At 73.4% G+C, this 14,779-nt stretch carries 16 protein-coding genes; 11 read left to right on the forward strand and 5 right to left on the reverse strand.

What is annotated here, in order from left to right; genetic code table 11:
• The first annotated feature begins 63 nt into the window (after nt 1–63).
• The 3 genes from ET526_RS03505 (at nt 64) to ET526_RS03515 (ending at nt 3,353) form a co-directional block, all read left to right on the forward strand.
• Nucleotides 64–1,500: an NAD-dependent succinate-semialdehyde dehydrogenase gene (locus tag ET526_RS03505; protein ID WP_135466271.1), complete on the forward strand. Its 1,437-nt coding sequence runs from the start codon at nt 64–66 to the stop codon at nt 1,498–1,500.
• 65 nt (nt 1,501–1,565) lie between these two features.
• The gene (locus tag ET526_RS03510; RefSeq protein WP_135466272.1) at nt 1,566–2,219 is read left to right on the forward strand and encodes a histidine phosphatase family protein; all 654 of its coding nucleotides are present in this window, start codon (nt 1,566–1,568) and stop codon (nt 2,217–2,219) included.
• Between the two features lie 162 nt (nt 2,220–2,381).
• Nucleotides 2,382–3,353 (forward strand): Bug family tripartite tricarboxylate transporter substrate binding protein, encoded by a 972-nt coding sequence (locus ET526_RS03515; RefSeq protein WP_240048231.1) that lies wholly within the window; start codon nt 2,382–2,384, stop codon nt 3,351–3,353.
• Between the two features lie 62 nt (nt 3,354–3,415).
• On the opposite strand, the gene ET526_RS03520 is transcribed toward ET526_RS03515, so the two are convergent.
• The 3 genes from ET526_RS03520 to ET526_RS03530 are packed head-to-tail and all read right to left on the reverse strand — an operon-like array spanning nt 3,416 to nt 5,888.
• On the reverse strand, nt 3,416–4,033 hold the full coding sequence (locus tag ET526_RS03520) for a HupE/UreJ family protein (protein ID WP_204623461.1): 618 nt from the start codon (nt 4,031–4,033) through the stop codon (nt 3,416–3,418).
• Nucleotides 4,034–4,089: 56 nt separating this feature from the next.
• On the reverse strand, nt 4,090–4,677 hold the full coding sequence (locus tag ET526_RS03525; protein ID WP_338025314.1) for a c-type cytochrome: 588 nt from the start codon (nt 4,675–4,677) through the stop codon (nt 4,090–4,092).
• A complete protein-coding gene (locus ET526_RS03530; protein ID WP_192898648.1) occupies nt 4,674–5,888 on the reverse strand; it encodes a PQQ-dependent sugar dehydrogenase in 1,215 nt (404 codons plus the stop codon). The genes ET526_RS03525 and ET526_RS03530 overlap by 4 nt, the downstream gene beginning before the upstream one ends.
• 127 nt (nt 5,889–6,015) lie before the next feature.
• Here ET526_RS03530 and pqqA point away from each other — a divergent pair, with 127 nt between their 5' ends.
• From pqqA to ET526_RS03565, 7 genes are all read left to right on the forward strand, one after another.
• Nucleotides 6,016–6,108 carry a pyrroloquinoline quinone precursor peptide PqqA gene (gene pqqA / locus ET526_RS03535; RefSeq protein ID WP_204623462.1) on the forward strand — a complete coding sequence of 31 codons (93 nt, stop codon included), beginning with the start codon at nt 6,016–6,018 and terminating at the stop codon, nt 6,106–6,108.
• A 93-nt stretch (nt 6,109–6,201) separates the two neighbouring features.
• Nucleotides 6,202–7,140, forward strand: coding sequence for a pyrroloquinoline quinone biosynthesis protein PqqB (pqqB, locus tag ET526_RS03540; protein ID WP_135466274.1), 939 nt, complete (start codon nt 6,202–6,204; stop codon nt 7,138–7,140).
• Entirely contained in the window at nt 7,137–7,871 is a 735-nt protein-coding gene (gene pqqC / locus ET526_RS03545) for a pyrroloquinoline-quinone synthase PqqC (RefSeq protein WP_135466275.1), read from the forward strand. Before pqqB ends, pqqC begins: the two co-directional genes overlap by 4 nt.
• Complete coding sequence (pqqD, locus tag ET526_RS03550) at nt 7,868–8,140, forward strand: pyrroloquinoline quinone biosynthesis peptide chaperone PqqD (RefSeq protein WP_240048232.1); 273 nt, start codon at nt 7,868–7,870, stop codon at nt 8,138–8,140. Before pqqC ends, pqqD begins: the two co-directional genes overlap by 4 nt.
• Complete coding sequence (gene pqqE, locus ET526_RS03555; RefSeq protein ID WP_135466276.1) at nt 8,137–9,273, forward strand: pyrroloquinoline quinone biosynthesis protein PqqE; 1,137 nt, start codon at nt 8,137–8,139, stop codon at nt 9,271–9,273. The genes pqqD and pqqE overlap by 4 nt, the downstream gene beginning before the upstream one ends.
• Entirely contained in the window at nt 9,263–9,562 is a 300-nt protein-coding gene (locus ET526_RS03560) for a hypothetical protein (RefSeq protein ID WP_135466277.1), read from the forward strand. The genes pqqE and ET526_RS03560 overlap by 11 nt, the downstream gene beginning before the upstream one ends.
• Nucleotides 9,563–9,659: 97 nt before the next feature.
• Nucleotides 9,660–9,881: a hypothetical protein gene (locus ET526_RS03565; protein ID WP_135466278.1), complete on the forward strand. Its 222-nt coding sequence runs from the start codon at nt 9,660–9,662 to the stop codon at nt 9,879–9,881.
• Between the two features lie 10 nt (nt 9,882–9,891).
• On the opposite strand, the gene mtnA is transcribed toward ET526_RS03565, so the two are convergent.
• Nucleotides 9,892–10,995 (reverse strand): S-methyl-5-thioribose-1-phosphate isomerase, encoded by a 1,104-nt coding sequence (gene mtnA, locus ET526_RS03570; RefSeq protein ID WP_135466279.1) that lies wholly within the window; start codon nt 10,993–10,995, stop codon nt 9,892–9,894.
• Nucleotides 10,996–11,312: 317 nt separating this feature from the next.
• On the opposite strand from mtnA, the gene ET526_RS03575 reads away from it, so the two are divergent.
• Nucleotides 11,313–13,943, forward strand: a complete 2,631-nt coding sequence (locus ET526_RS03575; protein ID WP_135466280.1) for a carbohydrate-binding domain-containing protein — start codon at nt 11,313–11,315, stop codon at nt 13,941–13,943.
• A gap of 122 nt (nt 13,944–14,065) precedes the next feature.
• Here ET526_RS03575 and ET526_RS03580 read toward each other — a convergent pair whose 3' ends face one another.
• Entirely contained in the window at nt 14,066–14,710 is a 645-nt protein-coding gene (locus ET526_RS03580; RefSeq protein ID WP_135466281.1) for a nitroreductase family protein, read from the reverse strand.
• Between the last annotated feature and the right edge of the window lie 69 nt (nt 14,711–14,779).

Raw genomic sequence — 14,779 nt, forward strand, 5'->3', positions numbered from 1 at the left:
CGCACGGCCAAAGTGCCGGGCCGACCACCGGCCGGCCACGCACCGGCCCAGGAGGAGACCGCCATGTCCTACCCGAATGTCCAGCTCTACATCGACGGCAAGTGGCGCCCGGCCAGCGGCAACCGCACGCTCGCCGTGATCAACCCGGCGACCGAGGAGGTGATCGGGCAGGTGGCGCACGCCTCCAGGGTCGATCTCGACGAGGCGCTGGCCGCCGCGGAGAAGGGCTTCGCCGCCTGGCGGAAGGTTTCCGCCTACGAGCGCGCCAAGCTGATGCGCAAGGCCGCCGACATCTTCCGCTCCCGCGCCGACGAGGTGGCGCGGATCCTGACCATGGAGCAGGGCAAGCCGCTGGCCGAGGCGAGGATGGAGGTGCTGGCCGGCGCCGACCTCATCGACTGGTTCGCCGAGGAGGCGCGCCGCGCCTATGGCCGCGTCATTCCGGCGCGCGCCGAGGGCGTCTACCAGCTCGTCATCAAGGAGCCGGTCGGCCCCGTCGCCGCCTTCACGCCCTGGAACTTCCCGATCAACCAGGTGGTGCGCAAGCTCTCGGCGGCGGTGGCCACCGGATGCTCCATCATCGTCAAGGCGCCGGAGGAGACGCCGGCCTCCCCGGCCGAGCTGATCCGCGCCTTCGCCGATGCCGGGCTGCCCGCAGGCGTCGCCAACCTGGTCTATGGCGTGCCGGCGGAGATCAGCGAATACCTCATCCCGCATCCGGTCATCCGCAAGGTGACCTTCACCGGCTCGACGCCGGTGGGCAAGCAGCTCGCGGCGCTGGCCGGGCAGCACATGAAGCGGGTGACGATGGAGCTCGGCGGCCACGCGCCGGCGATCGTCTTCGACGATGCCGACCTCGACCACGCGGCGCGCACGCTGGCCGGGGCGAAGTTCCGCAACGCCGGCCAGGTCTGCGTCTCGCCGACGCGCTTCCTGATCCAGGAGAAGCTCTACGAGCCCTTCGTGGAGAAGTTCGTCGCCGCCGCGAAGACGGTGAAGGTCGGCAACGGGCTCGAGGAGGGCACGCAGATGGGCCCGCTCGCGCATGACCGCCGCATCCCCTGGGTGGAATCGCTGGTCGCCGACGCCCGGCAGAAGGGCGCGGAGGTGCTGACGGGCGGCGAGCGCATCGGCAACAAGGGGTACTTCTACGCCCCCACCGTGCTCACCGGCGTCAGCAGGGAGGCGCGCATGATGAACGAGGAGCCCTTCGGCCCCGTCGCCATGATCGCCCCCTTCCGCGACTTCGACGAGGTGGTGGAGGAGGCGAACCGCCTGCCCTACGGCCTCGCCGCCTACGCCTTCACCCGTTCGGCCAAGACCGCGACCGCGATCGCCTCGAAGGTCGAAAGCGGGATGATGACGATCAACCACCTCGGCCTCGCCCTGCCGGAAGTGCCCTTCGGCGGCGTGAAGGACAGCGGCTACGGTTCCGAGGGCGGGTCGGAGGCGATCGAAGCCTATCTGAACACGAAGTTCGTCACCCAGGCCGGGCTCTGACCCGCGGCGGGGCGGGGCGCGGCCCCGCCCCTTCCCTGGCGGGCGGCGGCGCCCAGATCGGGGGCATGGACCCCGCCCGCCGTCTTCTCCTTCTCGTCCCCTTTCTCGCCGGCCCGGCGCTCGCCGCGGAACGGCTGGTGCCGGTCGCCGACACCGAACCGGCCGGCCAGGCGCTGGTGGCGCGGCTGCGCGAGGGCGGGCTCGTGCTCTATTTCCGCCACGCCGACACCACCGGCGAGCCCTGCGACCGCAGCTATCGCCTCGGCGACCGGGCGGGGCAGCGCAACCTCTCCGCCGCCGGCCGCGCGCAATCGGCGCGGATCGGCGCGCGGCTGGCGGAGCTTGGCATCCCCATCGCCTTCCCCGTGCTCGCCGGCCCGGTCTATCGCGCCCGCGACACCGCCGAGATCGCCTTCGGCGCGGAGCGGGTGCGGGTAACCGACGCCCTGCTCGCCGACGACTATGCCGGGTCGCGCCTCGCCGAGGTGCTGGAGGCGCATCGGAGGCTGCTCGGCGAGGCGGTGCCGCCCGGCGCCAACCGCGTGCTGGTCGGCCACCGCACGCCGGCCATCATGGTCGCCGGCGAGGCGGTGGGCGGCCGCGCCTTCCCGGAGGGCGCGGCGCTGGTGGTCGAGCCCCGCGGCGCGGCGGGCTTCGCCCTGCTCGGCATCCTGATGCCGGCGCCGATCCCCGGCGCCGGGCATCACCGCTGCGGCTGAGGACCGGCGCCGTCCGCCTTCGCCCCGCCCCGCGCCGCAGCGTGATCCGCTTTGGCGGATCACGCTTCCGCCCTTCCCTGGGCGGCCGGGTCACCGTTCCGGCGATTCCGCCTTCACGGATCGGGCGCTAAGCTCGGCGGCAAGGATGCGGGGGAGGAAGGGATGCGCACGACACGCCGTGGCCTGGCCGCGCTCGGGCTGGCATTGGGGGCCGCGCCGCGGGCCCGGGCGCAGGGCTGGCCCGACCGCCCGATCCGCTTCGTCGTCCCCTTCCCGCCGGGTGGGCCGGTGGACACCTATGCCCGCATCATGGCGCAGGCGCTCACCGGGCCGCTCGGCCAGCAGGTGATCGTGGAGAACCGCTCCGGCGCCGGCGGCAACATCGGCATCGACGCGGTGGCGAAGTCCCCGCCCGACGGGCACACCATCGCCGTCGGCTCGACCGGGGCGGTGGCGGTGAACATCTCGCTGCTGCCGAACATGCCCTACGACACGCTGCGCGACCTGGCGCCGGTGACGATCATGGCGGCGACGCCCTCCGTCCTCGTCGTGCGCCCGAACGGACCGGAGACGCTGGCGGCGCTGCTCGCGGAGGCGCACCGCCGGCCCGGACGCCTCACCTTCGCCTCCACCGGCCCCGGCGGCACGCCGCACCTCGCGGCGGAACTGCTGAAGCTGCGCACCGGCGTGGACCTGACGCATGTCGCCTATCGCGGCGCCGCGCCGGTGATCACCGCCATGCTCGGCGGGGAGATCGACATGTGCTTCCTCGACGTGCCGGTGCTGCTGCCGCACATCCGGGAGGGCAAGTTCCGCGCGCTCTGCGTTACCGCGAAGGAGCGCTCCGCCGTGCTGCCCGAGGTGCCGACCACGGCGGAGGCCGGCGCGCCCGGGGTGGAGGTGGAGAACTGGTACTCGCTGCTGGCGCCCGCCGCCACGCCGCCGGAGCGGGTGCGGCGGCTGTCGGAGGCGGTGCGCGGGGTGCTTGCACCGGGCAGCGAGACGCATCGCCGCTTCACCGAGATGGGCGCCCGCGTGCTGGCCCTCGACCCCGAGCAGGCAACCGCCTTCATCCGCGCCGAGATCGCCAAATGGGCGGAGGTGATCCGCCTCGCCAACATCACCCCGGGCTGAGCGGCGCGCCCGCCGACCTGCCCTGCCGGATGAGGCGCTTGTTGCCGTCCCGCCCGCCGGCGTCAGGCCAGCAGCGCCAGCGCCCCGGCCACGGCGCCGACGACGCAGGCGGAGGCGCCGGCCCAGCGGCGCAGCCGCGCGCCTTCGCCGGCGCGCCGGGCCAGCGCCATCGCGCCATAGGCGATCGCCGCCTGCACCGCCAGCAGGCCGGCCAGGTAGGCGAGGATCGGCCCGGCCTGCGCCCCCACCACTGCCTCGGCATAGGCGTGGCCGTGGAACAGTCCGGCGAGGCCGAACAGCCCGGCCAGCGCCGGCGCCGGGGGCGCGGGCCCGCGGCGGAGCAGCAGCGCCCCGGCGGCCAGTGCCGAGAGGGCGACCGCGGCCTCCACCGGCCCAAGGCCGATGCCGCCGAGATGCAGCAGCGTCCCCGCCAGCCCGGCACCGAGGAAGAGCAGCGGCAGCGCCCGCCCGGCGCGCCCCACCGTCGCCGCCAACACGCCCGCCGCCACCACGAAGGCCAGGTGGTCGAGGCCGATCACCGGGTGCGCCAGGCCCGACAGCAGCCCCTCGGCCCAGCTTCCGGGCGCCGCGCCGTCCATCGCGTGATGCGCCGATGCGGGCCGGGGCAGGGCCGCGGCCGCGAGCATGAGGGCGAGCGGGCGGGCGGGATGTGCGGTCATGGCGGTCCTCCGGCCGGCAGCATCGCCGCGGCCGCACGCTGGCGCAACGGGGCGGTTCAGGGCGCGTGCGCGAGGTAGTGCGCGAGGGCGGCGATGTCCTCGTCCGGCATGCCGTACATGATGCCGTTCATCTGCGTGTCGGTGCCGACGCGCCGGTTGTCGCGGTACTCGGTCAGCGCATGGATCAGGTAGTCCTCGCGCTGCGCGGCGAGGCGCGGCATCTGCGCCCGGCCGCGGTAGTCGGGCAGGTGGCAGACGCCGCAATTGTGCCGCGCCGAGAGCGCCCTGCCGCGCTCGGCCAGCGCCGGGTCGCGCGGCGGAAGGTCGTCGGGCGGGCCGGGCGGCAGGGCGGCGTACCAGGCGGCCAGTGCCTCGATCTCGGCATCCGAAAGGCCGCGGGCGAGTTCGGTCATCGGCGCCGCGTTCCGCAGACCCTCGCGGAACAGGATCATCTGCAGGACGGTGAACTCCGCCGGCATGCCCGCGAGCGAGGGCACGCCCGGCATCTGCGAGCGCCCATCCTGCCCGTGGCAGGCGGCGCAGGCTTCCGCCGCCGCCTCGCCTCGTCGCAGGTCGCCCGCCCATGCCGGAGACGCGAAGGCGGCGGCTGCGAAGGCCGCCGCCAGCAGGAACCGCGCCCTCACCGCGCGCGGGAGATGCGGTAGATCGCGCCGTTCTGCTCGTCGCTGACCAGCAGCGAGCCGTCGCGGAGCTGCAGCACGTCCACGGGGCGGCCGAGGAAGCGGTTGTTCGCCTCGTCCAGCAGCCCGGTCAGGAAGGGCTCGACGGCGGTCACGCGGCCCTCGCCGTCGAGCTTCGCCACCACCACGTCGTAGCCCGCGAGCGTCTCGCGGTTCCAGGAGCCGCGGCGGGCGATGAAGATCTGGTTGCGGTACTGCTCGGGGAACATCTCGCCCGTGTAGAAGCGCATGCCGAGCGCGGCGGTGTGCGGGCCGAGCAGCGCGGCGGGGGCGACGAACTCGTTGCAATTGGCCGGGCCGCTGCTGAGGAAGGGATCGCGCCAATTGGCCGCGCACCAGGGGAAGCCGTGATCCTCGCCGCTGCGGCGGATGCGGTGCAGCGTATCCTCCGGCATGTCGTTGCCGGCCCAGTCGCGGCCGTTGTTGGTGGCCCAGAGCTCGCGCGTCTGCGGGTGCCAGTCGAAGCCGACGCTGTTGCGGATGCCCTTGGCCTCGATGCGCCGGTCCGAGCCGTCTGGGTTGAAGGAGACGATCAGCGCATAGGCGTCGCGGTCGAACTCGCAGATGTTGCAGGGCACGCCGACATTCGTGTAGAGCCGCCCGTCCGGCCCGAAGGCGGCGAATTTCCAGCCGTGATGCTCGTCGCGCGGCAGGTTGAAGGCCTCCGTCAGGTTGACCGGCTGCACCTCCGGGTTCCGCTCGATCCCGTCGTAGCGGTACACCTCGTTGATCGCGAGCACGTAGAGGCTGCCGTCGCGGAAGGCGAGGCCGTTCGGCTGGCGCAGCCCCTGCGCCACGATCCGGTGCGTGCGCTGCCCGCCTTCGTCCTTCACCGCGTAGACGCGGCCGATCACGCGGGTGCCGACGAACACCGTGCCGTCGTCGCCGAGCGCCATCATGCGCGCGCCCGGCATGCCATGCGCCCAGAGCTCCACCTGGAAGCCCTCCGGCACGCGCAGGGCGGCCGTCGGCACCTGCTCCGGCGGGGTGACGGTGAGGCGCGGGGGGTGGGGGGCGAGGGGTGAGGCGGCCATGGAGTCCGGCCTGCCCTGGGCCCAGGCCGGTGCCTGCTGCGGCTGCTGCGCCAGGGCGGCGCCGCCGAGGGCGAAGGCCGCCGCCAGGCCAAGGGCGATCCTGCGTGTGCTGATGGTCATCGCTGCTCCTCCCGATGCGGCGGTGCCGCAATGTTCGGCGCAGGGTATGGGGGCGCGGGCCGGGGCGGCAAGGACGGTCTTGAAGAAAGCCGCGGCCGTTGCCAGTCTCACTCCCGCGCCAGCAACCGTGGAGGAGAGCATGGCCTGGAAGAAGCCGCGCGTGGTCGAGGTGTCCCTCGGCCTCGAGATCAACGCCTACGCCTGCGCCGAACTCGGCTGAGGGCGCGACGGGCGGCCGCGAGGCGGCCCCCCGCGGAATCGTGAAGCCCCGCGCCGCAGGCCGGCCGCGGGGCTTTCCATGTGCGGACGCGCCATGACGCTTCGCGCCATCATCCTCGGCTCGGCCGCGGGGGGCGGGTTCCCGCAGTGGAACTCCGCCGGGCCCGGCTGCCGGCGCGCGCGTGCCGGCGATCCCCGCGCGAGGCGGCGCACCCAGGCAGGGCTCGCCGTCAGCGCCGACGGGGCGCGCTGGGTGCTGCTGAACGCCTCGCCCGACCTCAGGGCGCAGATCGAGGCGACGCCGGCGCTGCATCCCGCCCCGCCCGCGGGCGCCGTGCGCCACTCCCCGATCGCCGCCGTGGTGCTGACCGGGGCGGAGGTGGATACCATCGCCGGGCTGCTCAGCCTGCGCGAGCGCCACCCCTTCGCCCTCTACGGCAGCGGGGCGAGCCTTGCGGTGCTGGACGCGAACCCGATCTTCCGCGCGCTCGACCCCGCCCTGGTGCCGCGGCGGGCGCTGCCGCTCGACGCGCCGCTCGCGCTGGCCGACGCCGCGGGCGCGCCGCTCGGCCTCGCCGTCGAGGCCTTCGCCGTGCCCGGCAAGGTGCCGCTGTTCCAGGAGGAGGGGGGCGATCCCGGCCGCGCCGAGGGGGGAGAGACGATCGGGCTCCGCATCGGCGCGCCGGGGGCGGAGGCGCCGCTCGTCTTCATCCCCGGCTGCGCCGCCATGACGCCCGGGCTGCGCGCGCGGATCGCCGGCGCGGGCTGCCTGCTGTTCGACGGCACGCTCTGGAGCGACGACGAGATGATCCTGGCCGGCGCCGGCCCCAAGACCGGCGCGCGCATGGGGCACATGAGCCTCAGCGGCCCCGGCGGCACGCTGGCGGCGCTGGCCGATGTCCCGGTGCGGCGGCGCATCCTGATCCACATCAACAACACCAACCCCATCCTGCTGGAGGACAGCCCCGAGCGCGCGGCGGTCCGGGAGGCCGGCTGGGAGGTGGCGGAGGACGGCATGGAGATCGCGCTGTGACGGCAGAGGCGGACCTCCTCCCGCCCGAGGAGCTGGAGCGGCGGCTGCGCGCCATCGGCGAGGAGCGCTACCACGTCCACCACCCCTTCCACCACCTGCTGCATGGCGGCAGGCTGACCAGGGGGCAGGTGCAGGCCTGGGCGCTGAACCGCTACTACTACCAGGCCTCGATCCCGGCCAAGGACGCCTCGCTGCTCGCCCGCCTGCCGACGCCGGCGCTGCGCCGCGAATGGCGCCGCCGCCTGGTGGACCACGACGGCGACGGGGTGACGCCCGGCGGGGTGGAGCGCTGGCTCAAGCTGTGCGACGGCCTCGGGCTCGACCGCGACTACGTGGTCTCGCTGCGCGGCCTGCTGCCGGGGACGCGCTTCGCGGTGGACGCCTATGTGCGCTTCGTGCGCGAGCGCAGCGTGCTGGAGGCGGTCGCCTCCTCGCTGACCGAGATGTTCTCGCCCGCCATCATCTCGCAGCGCGTCGCCGGGATGCTGCGCAACTACGACTTCGTCACCGAGGAGACGCTCGCCTACTTCACGCCGCGCCTGAGCCAGGCGCCGCAGGACGTCGCCTTCGCCCTCGACTACGTGAAGCGCGAGGCGCGCACGCGCGCGCAGCAGGAGCAGGTGCTGGACGCTCTGCGCTTCAAGTGCGACCTGCTCTGGGCGCAGCTCGACGCGCTGCACTTCGCCTACGTCTCCCCCGGCCTGCCGCCGCCCGGGGCGTTCCGGCCGTGATCGGGCCGGACAGCGTGCCGCGCCTCGCCCGCGGCATGCGGCTGCGCGAGGACGCGGCGCGCGGCCGCTGGGTGGTGCTCGGCCCCGAGCGCATGTTCGTCCCCGACGAGACCGCGCTCGAGGTGCTGCGGCTGCTCGACGGCGCGCGCAGCGTCGCGGCGATCGTGGACGACCTCGCCGCGCGCTATGACGCCCCGCGCGAGGAGATCGCCGCCGACGTGACGGCGCTGCTGCAGGAGCTGGCGGAGAAGGGGGTGGTGACGGCATGACCGCGGAGGCCGCCGCGATGCGCCAGGATGCTGTTCCGGCGGTGGAGCCGCCGCTGGCGCTGCTGGCGGAGCTGACGCATCGCTGCCCGCTGCGCTGCCCCTACTGCTCCAACCCCGTGGCGCTGACCCGCCCGGCCCGGGAACTCGACACCGCCACCTGGGCGCGGGTGTTCCGCGAGGCGGCGGCGCTCGGCTGCCTGCAGGTGCACCTCTCGGGCGGCGAGCCCACGGCGCGGCGCGACATCGTCGAGATCGTGCGCGCCGCCGCCGAGGCCGGGCTCTACACCAACCTGATCACCGCCGGGGTGACGCTGGATGCGGCGAAGGTGGCCGCGCTGGTCGGGGCGGGGCTGGATCACGTCCAGCTCTCGGTGCAGGACGCGGAGGGGGCACCGGCCGACCGCATCGCCGGCGCCGCGGGCGCGCATGCGCGCAAGCGCGAGGCGGCGCGCCTGGTGCGCGCGGCGGGGCTGCCGCTGACGCTGAACGCCGTGGTGCACCGCCAGAACCTCGACCGGCTGCCGGCGCTGATCGCGCTGGCGGTCGAGCTCGGCGCCGCGCGGCTGGAGGTGGCGCATGTGCAGTACTACGGCTGGGCGCTCGCCAACCGCGAGGCGCTGCTGCCGACCCGCGCGCAGCTCGACGCCGCGACGGCGGAGGTGGAGCGGGCGCGCGCCGCGCTGGCCGGGCGGCTGGTGATCGACTACGTGGTGCCGGATTATTTTGCGAAGCGGCCGAAGGCGTGCATGGGCGGCTGGGGACGGCGCTTCCTCGCCGTCTCGCCCGCCGGGCGCGTGCTGCCCTGCCACGCCGCTGAGAGCCTGCCGGGCTTCGACTTCCCCGATGTGCGTGCGGTGTCGCTGCGCTGGGCCTGGGAGGAGTCGGAGGCGTTCCGCCGCTTCCGCGGCACCGCCTGGATGCCCGAGCCCTGCCGCGGCTGCGCGCGGGCGGAGATCGACTGGGGCGGCTGCCGCTGCCAGGCCTTCGCGCTCACCGGCGACGCGGCGGCGACCGACCCGGCCTGCGCCCTCTCGCCCCATCACCACCTGCTGGCCGAGGCGGTGGCGGCGGCCGGTGAGGCCGGCTTCACCTACCGCCGGATGGGCGCCGGGGGAGGGGGCGATGACGGCTGAGGAGCTGCGGCGCAGCGCCGGCCGCGATGCCGCGCCGCCGGAGGGCCTGCCCGCCCCGCTGGCGGCGCTGTGGTGGGCGGCGCGGGGGGATTGGGAGCGGGCGCACGCGCTGGCCCAGGCCGGCGGGGATGCGGACAGCGCCTGGGTGCACGCGCATCTGCACCGCCAGGAAGGCGACCTGGCGAATGCCGACCACTATGGGCGGGCGGGCCGCCGCCGGCCGGTGGAGCCGCTCGGGGCGGAGTGGCTGGCGATCGCGGAGGCGCTGCTCGGCCGGCGCGGGGCGTGAAGGCCGCGAATGCCCCGAAAACGCCCCAAACTGTCCCCGAAGCCGCCCGCCGGGCGGGGGAGAAGGGGGGCGAACCGGAACCGAGAGTCGCCCTGCCATGATGCAGCGAATCGCCTGCGCCCTGATCGGGTCTGCCCTCGCCGTGATCTGCGCCCTGGTGGCGCTGCTGCTGAGCGATGCGCTCGCGCCGGGCCGGCTGGCCCCGATGGCGGCCTTCTACGCCGCGTGCCTAGCCGGCGGCCTGCTGATCCTCGGCCTCGTGCTGCTGGAGCGGCGGGGCGGCGCGCGGGGCGAGGCATCCCACTCCTACCAGGGCTGACGCCCAACTCCTATTCCCTGCCCGCCTCTTCGCCATAGAGGGAGAGCAGCCCGGCCTCCGAGGCCTCGCAACGCCCCCGCTCGGTGATCAGCCCCGTCACTAGGCGGGCGGGGGTGACATCGAAGGCGGGGTTGGCCGCCGGGCTGCCCTCCGCCACCACCCGCACCGTCTCCAGCCGCCCGTCGGCGGTGCGGCCGGTCAGTTCCGTCACCTCCGCCTCCGCCCGCTCCTCGATCGGGATCTCCGCCACGCCGTCGCGCACCCGGAGATCGAGGGTGGAATGGGGCAGGGCGACCCAGAAGGGCACGCCATTGTCCCGCGCCGCCAGCGCCTTGAGGTAGGTGCCGATCTTGTTGGCGACGTCGCCCTGCCGCGTCACGCGGTCGGTGCCGACGATGACGATGTCCACCTTCCCGTGCTGCATCAGGTGCCCGCCGGCATTGTCCGCCACAACCGTGTGCGGCACGCCGTGCCGGCCGAGCTCCCAGGCCGTCAGGGCCGCGCCCTGGTTGCGCGGTCGCGTCTCGTCCACCCAGACATGCACCGGCAGGCCGAGGTCGTGCGCCTGGTAGACGGGCGAGAGCGCGGTCCCGTAATCCACCGTCGCGATCCAGCCGGCATTGCAGTGGGTGAGCACGTTCACCGCCTCGCCGGGGCGCTTGCGGGCGGCGATCTCCTGCAGCAGCGGCAGGCCGTGCGCGCCGATGGCGCGGCAGGTCTCGACGTCGTCGTCGCAGATCGCCGCGGCCTCGGCATAGGCGGCGGCGACCCGGTCGGACGGCGCGAGGTTGTGCAGCGCCCCGCGCATCCGCTCGAGCGCCCAGCGCAGGTTGATGGCGGTGGGCCGGGTGGCGCCCAGCATCGCCACCACGCGCTCGAGGGTAGCGGTGGAGGGATCGCGCCGCAGCGCCAGCGCCACGCCATAGGCCGCCACCGCGCCGATCAGCGGCGCGCCGCGGGTCTGCATGGTGCGGATGGCGTGCGCCACCTGCTCCTCGTCGGTCAGGCGCAGGATCTCGAGCGACCAGGGCAGCCTGGTCTGGTCGAAGATGCGCACCGACCAGCCATCCTCGTCCACCCAGACGCTGCGGTAGTGGATCCCGTCGATCTTCACGCGCGCGCCTCCTCCTGCGGGTCGGGGTGACGGCCCGGCGCCGGATGCCGGGCCGGAAGCGCAGCTACACGCCGCTGCCTCGCGGGCCAAGCCGCTTCTGCCGGACTGTCGGGCGGTAACGCCGGCGAGGCGTGCGGGATCGGCGGCCGGCCGGGGTGTCCGGGCCATGCCGCCGGGGAGAACGAATCTATGTCAGTTACAAAAATCAATTAAGGGTTGAAATACGGTCAAGGAATATTCCACATACGTGATCGCGGTTTTGTGAAGGAGCAGGGCCGCCCATCGCCTTCCATCCCGATCACTCCGAGAGGTTTCCGGTGGAATTGAACGTATTGATCCGCGGCCAGTCCAACGCCCTGCTGTTCGCGCAGCACGCGGGCTGGGCGGCCCCGACCGCGATGCGGAAGGAGATCGAGAAGCTTCTCGGCTTCGATGGCGTGACCAACCGGGTGGTGGTGCATGTCGACTGGGGAGACAGCACCTCCACCGTCCACAGCGGCACCTCCTTCCTCAAGGAGTGGATGCGGAAGGACGCCTCCGGCCAGTGGGTCGCGGGCGACCTGACCAAAAGCCTGCTCGGCTACATCGCGCATGACATGACCGCGGCGCAGCGCGCCAACCCGACCGCGGTCTTCTGGCTGCACAGCGAATCGGACAGCACGATCCACGGCCTCTCGGCCGCGGACTGGGCCGCTGCAGTGCGCGCGGACGCCGCGCTGGTGCGCCAGGCACTTGGGCAAAGTGCCGAGACGGTACCCTACATGTTCGTCTCCGCGCATCCCTACTGGGGTAACGGCGCCGCGCACCAGGCGATCCGCCTCGGCATGGAGACGCTGGCTGCCGATGCCGGCTTCAACGGCCACATCGCCGCGCGCGCGCTCGACCTCGACATCGACAACGACGACTACGACGGCAACCCGGCGACGCGGGAATACGGCGGCTCCCATATCTCGGCCTCCGATGCGATGGTGATCGCCGCCCGGGCCGCCCGTTCCATAGCCGAGGCCTTCGCGCAGTACGCACTGCCCGATTCGCCCATGGCGCTCGCGGGCGGCGACATCGCCAATCTCGGGCCCAAGGTGGTGGCGGCACGGCCGGTCGGCGCGCGCACGCTTGAGATCGACGTGGAGCATGACGGCGCCGCCGCCTTCGCCAAGCTCCACCCCGACGCGGCGAAGGGCGTGGGCTGGAGCGTGCATGTCCCAGGCGGCAAGACGCTCTACGCCACCTCCGCCACCATCCTCGACGGCGACACGCTGCGGGTGACCTTCGACGGCGATCTGCCGGCGGGCGGGATGCTGCATTACGGGTACGGCTACGGGCGCCTGGCCAGCGACGGCGGGCCCGGCCAGGGCCGCGCGGTGTACGACTCCGCCGGGCTTCCGATCTGGACGCCGGCAAGCGGCGTCGCCATCGCCGCATCGGCCACCACCCCGCCGCCGGCGAAGGGCGGTGCTGTGCTCAGCGCCGGCACCGGCCCCGATGCGCTGGTGCTGCAGATCAGCCAGGACCACTACCTCGGCGACGCGCAGTACCTCGTGAAGGTCAACGGCCAGCAGATCGGCGGCACCTTCACCGCCTCGGCCACCAGGGCCTCCGGCCTGCACGACACCCTGACCCTGCGCGGCGACTGGGGTGCGGGCACGCACAAGGTCGAGGTGGTGTTCCTCAACGACGCCTGGGGCGGCAGCAAGGCGCTCGACCGCAACCTCTACGTCGAGGGCGCCAGCTTCAACGGCCAGACGGTCGCCGGCGCCAGCCTGGCGCTGGAGCGCGAGGGGCCGGCGAGCTTCAGCATCACCAAGCCCGCCGCCACCACCCCGCCGCCGGCGAAGAGCGGTGCTGTGCTCAGCGCCGGCACCGGCCCCGATGCGCTGGTGCTGAAGATCAGCCAGGACCACTACCTCGGCGACGCGCAGTACCTCGTGAAGGTCAACGGCCAGCAGATCGGCGGCACCTTCACCGCCTCGGCCACCAAGGCCTCCGGCCTGCACGACACCCTGACCCTGCGCGGCGACTGGGGTGCGGGCACGCACAAGGTCGAGGTGGTGTTCCTCAACGACGCCTGGGGCGGCAGCAAGGCGCTCGACCGCAACCTCTACGTCGAGGGCGCCAGCTTCAACGGCCAGGCGGTCGCCGGCGCCAGCCTGGCGCTGGAGCGCGAGGGGCCGGCGAGCTTCAGCATCACCAAGCCCGCCACCACCACCCCGCCGCCGCCGCAGAATGACGGCCCCGTGACGCCGCCGGCGAAGGGAGAGTTCAGCACCGCCCTGCTCTGGGGCGACGAGTTCAGCGGCAATACGGTGGACGGCTCGAAATGGCCGATCCTCTACGGCGGCAGCATGTACTGGAACGGCGCCTTCCGCTGGGACAAGTCGCAGGTATCGGTGGCCGACGGCAACCTGGTGATCAGCCTGGACAAGCAGGCGGATGGAATTTGGAACGTCGGCGGGCTGGCCACCATCCCGTCCTGGTGGGCGCCCGGCTTCAGCTTCACCTACGGCAAGGTGGAGATCCGTGCCAAGGCGAGCGAGGTGGTCTGGGGCGCCGGGCCGTGCTTCCTGCTCTGGCCGGCGAGCAACGACCACTGGCCGCCGGAGGTGGACATCCTGGAAACCCCGAAGGGGAGGGGGATGTTCACCAACCACTGGCAGGGACCCGGTGGCGATCACGACGACCACTACGAGTCGCACCTCTTCGATCTCGACTATTCGCAGTGGCATGTCTACACGCTGGAATGGACGCCGAGCCGCCTGACGCTCTTGGTGGACGGCCAGCACGTGAAGACCTTCACCGAGAACATCCCGACCGGGCCGATGAGCATCGGGCTGCAGGGCCATGTCGGTGCCGCGAAGGACGAGTGGTACGGCGGCAGCCCCAACGGCTCCGGCGTGGACCAGGTGCAGATCTTCGTGGATTACGTCCGGGTCTACGACTACATCGGCTAGGGCCTCTTCACCCGTTCAGGCGGATCCGCCTGAACGGGCTCTGCCCCGGAGCGGGTCGCGGGGCCCGGGACCGTTTCCGCGGTCGCGCGGAAACGGCTTCCGCCGCGGCGCGCTCCGCGCGGTCAGCCCTCCGCCGGCGCGTAGGGCTGGCCCCAGCGATCCTGGTAGACCACCTCCTCCAGCGGGCCGCGCCCGACCGGCCCGAAGCGGCCCATCGGCCAGCCGATGGGCAGGATGGCGTAGGACCGCACCCCCGGGGGCAGGCCGAGCGCGGCCTCCGCCTCCTTCTCGAACAGCAGGTGCCGCGTGGTCAGCGTCGCGCCGAGACCAAGGGCGCGGGCGGCGAGCAGCATGTTCTGCACCGCCGGATAGATGGAGGCGCCGGACCAGCGCGTCGGTGGCCCATCCTCCTCGAGGCAGGCGACGATCCAGACCGGCGCCTCGTGGAAGTGGTCGGTGAGGTATTCCACCGCCTCGTGCTGGCGCCGGTAGCGCTCGGCGGAGACGCCGGGGGGCGGGGCGCTGCTTGCGTAGCGGGGCCCGATCACCTCGTCATAGGCGCGCCGGTACCAGGCCTGCACCGCCTTCTTGATCGCCGTGTCCTTGACCACGAGGAAGCGCCAGCGCTGCAGGTTGCCGCCATTGGGCGCGCAGATGCCGGCTTCCAGGATCCTGCGGATCAGCGCATCCGGCACCGGGTCGGGCTTCAGCCGCCGCATCGCCCGCGTGGTGCGCATGATCTCGAACACGTCGCCTGATTCGGACATTCCATCCCCCCGCTTCCGGTCCGGGGAGCCTCCCACAGGGGCGGCGGCGCCGGAAGCGGGGGAGGGGGA

It is taken from the genome of Crenalkalicoccus roseus (assembly GCF_004761865.1).
GTDB classification, from domain to species: domain Bacteria; phylum Pseudomonadota; class Alphaproteobacteria; order Acetobacterales; family Acetobacteraceae; genus Crenalkalicoccus; species Crenalkalicoccus roseus.

What these genes read in the sequence shown, in the direction of transcription:
- ET526_RS03505 (WP_135466271.1), top strand. Translation starts at nt 64, where the DNA reads ATGTCCTACCCGAATGTCCAGCTCTACATCGACGGCAAGTGGCGCCCG.
- ET526_RS03510 (WP_135466272.1), top strand. Translation starts at nt 1,566, where the DNA reads ATGGACCCCGCCCGCCGTCTTCTCCTTCTCGTCCCCTTTCTCGCCGGC.
- ET526_RS03515 (WP_240048231.1), top strand. Translation starts at nt 2,382, where the DNA reads ATGCGCACGACACGCCGTGGCCTGGCCGCGCTCGGGCTGGCATTGGGG.
- ET526_RS03520 (WP_204623461.1), bottom strand. Translation starts at nt 4,033, where the DNA reads ATGACCGCACATCCCGCCCGCCCGCTCGCCCTCATGCTCGCGGCCGCG.
- ET526_RS03530 (WP_192898648.1), bottom strand. Translation starts at nt 5,888, where the DNA reads ATGACCATCAGCACACGCAGGATCGCCCTTGGCCTGGCGGCGGCCTTC.
- pqqB (WP_135466274.1), top strand. Translation starts at nt 6,202, where the DNA reads ATGACGCTTCGCGCCATCATCCTCGGCTCGGCCGCGGGGGGCGGGTTC.
- pqqE (WP_135466276.1), top strand. Translation starts at nt 8,137, where the DNA reads ATGACCGCGGAGGCCGCCGCGATGCGCCAGGATGCTGTTCCGGCGGTG.
- ET526_RS03560 (WP_135466277.1), top strand. Translation starts at nt 9,263, where the DNA reads ATGACGGCTGAGGAGCTGCGGCGCAGCGCCGGCCGCGATGCCGCGCCG.
- ET526_RS03565 (WP_135466278.1), top strand. Translation starts at nt 9,660, where the DNA reads ATGATGCAGCGAATCGCCTGCGCCCTGATCGGGTCTGCCCTCGCCGTG.
- ET526_RS03580 (WP_135466281.1), bottom strand. Translation starts at nt 14,710, where the DNA reads ATGTCCGAATCAGGCGACGTGTTCGAGATCATGCGCACCACGCGGGCG.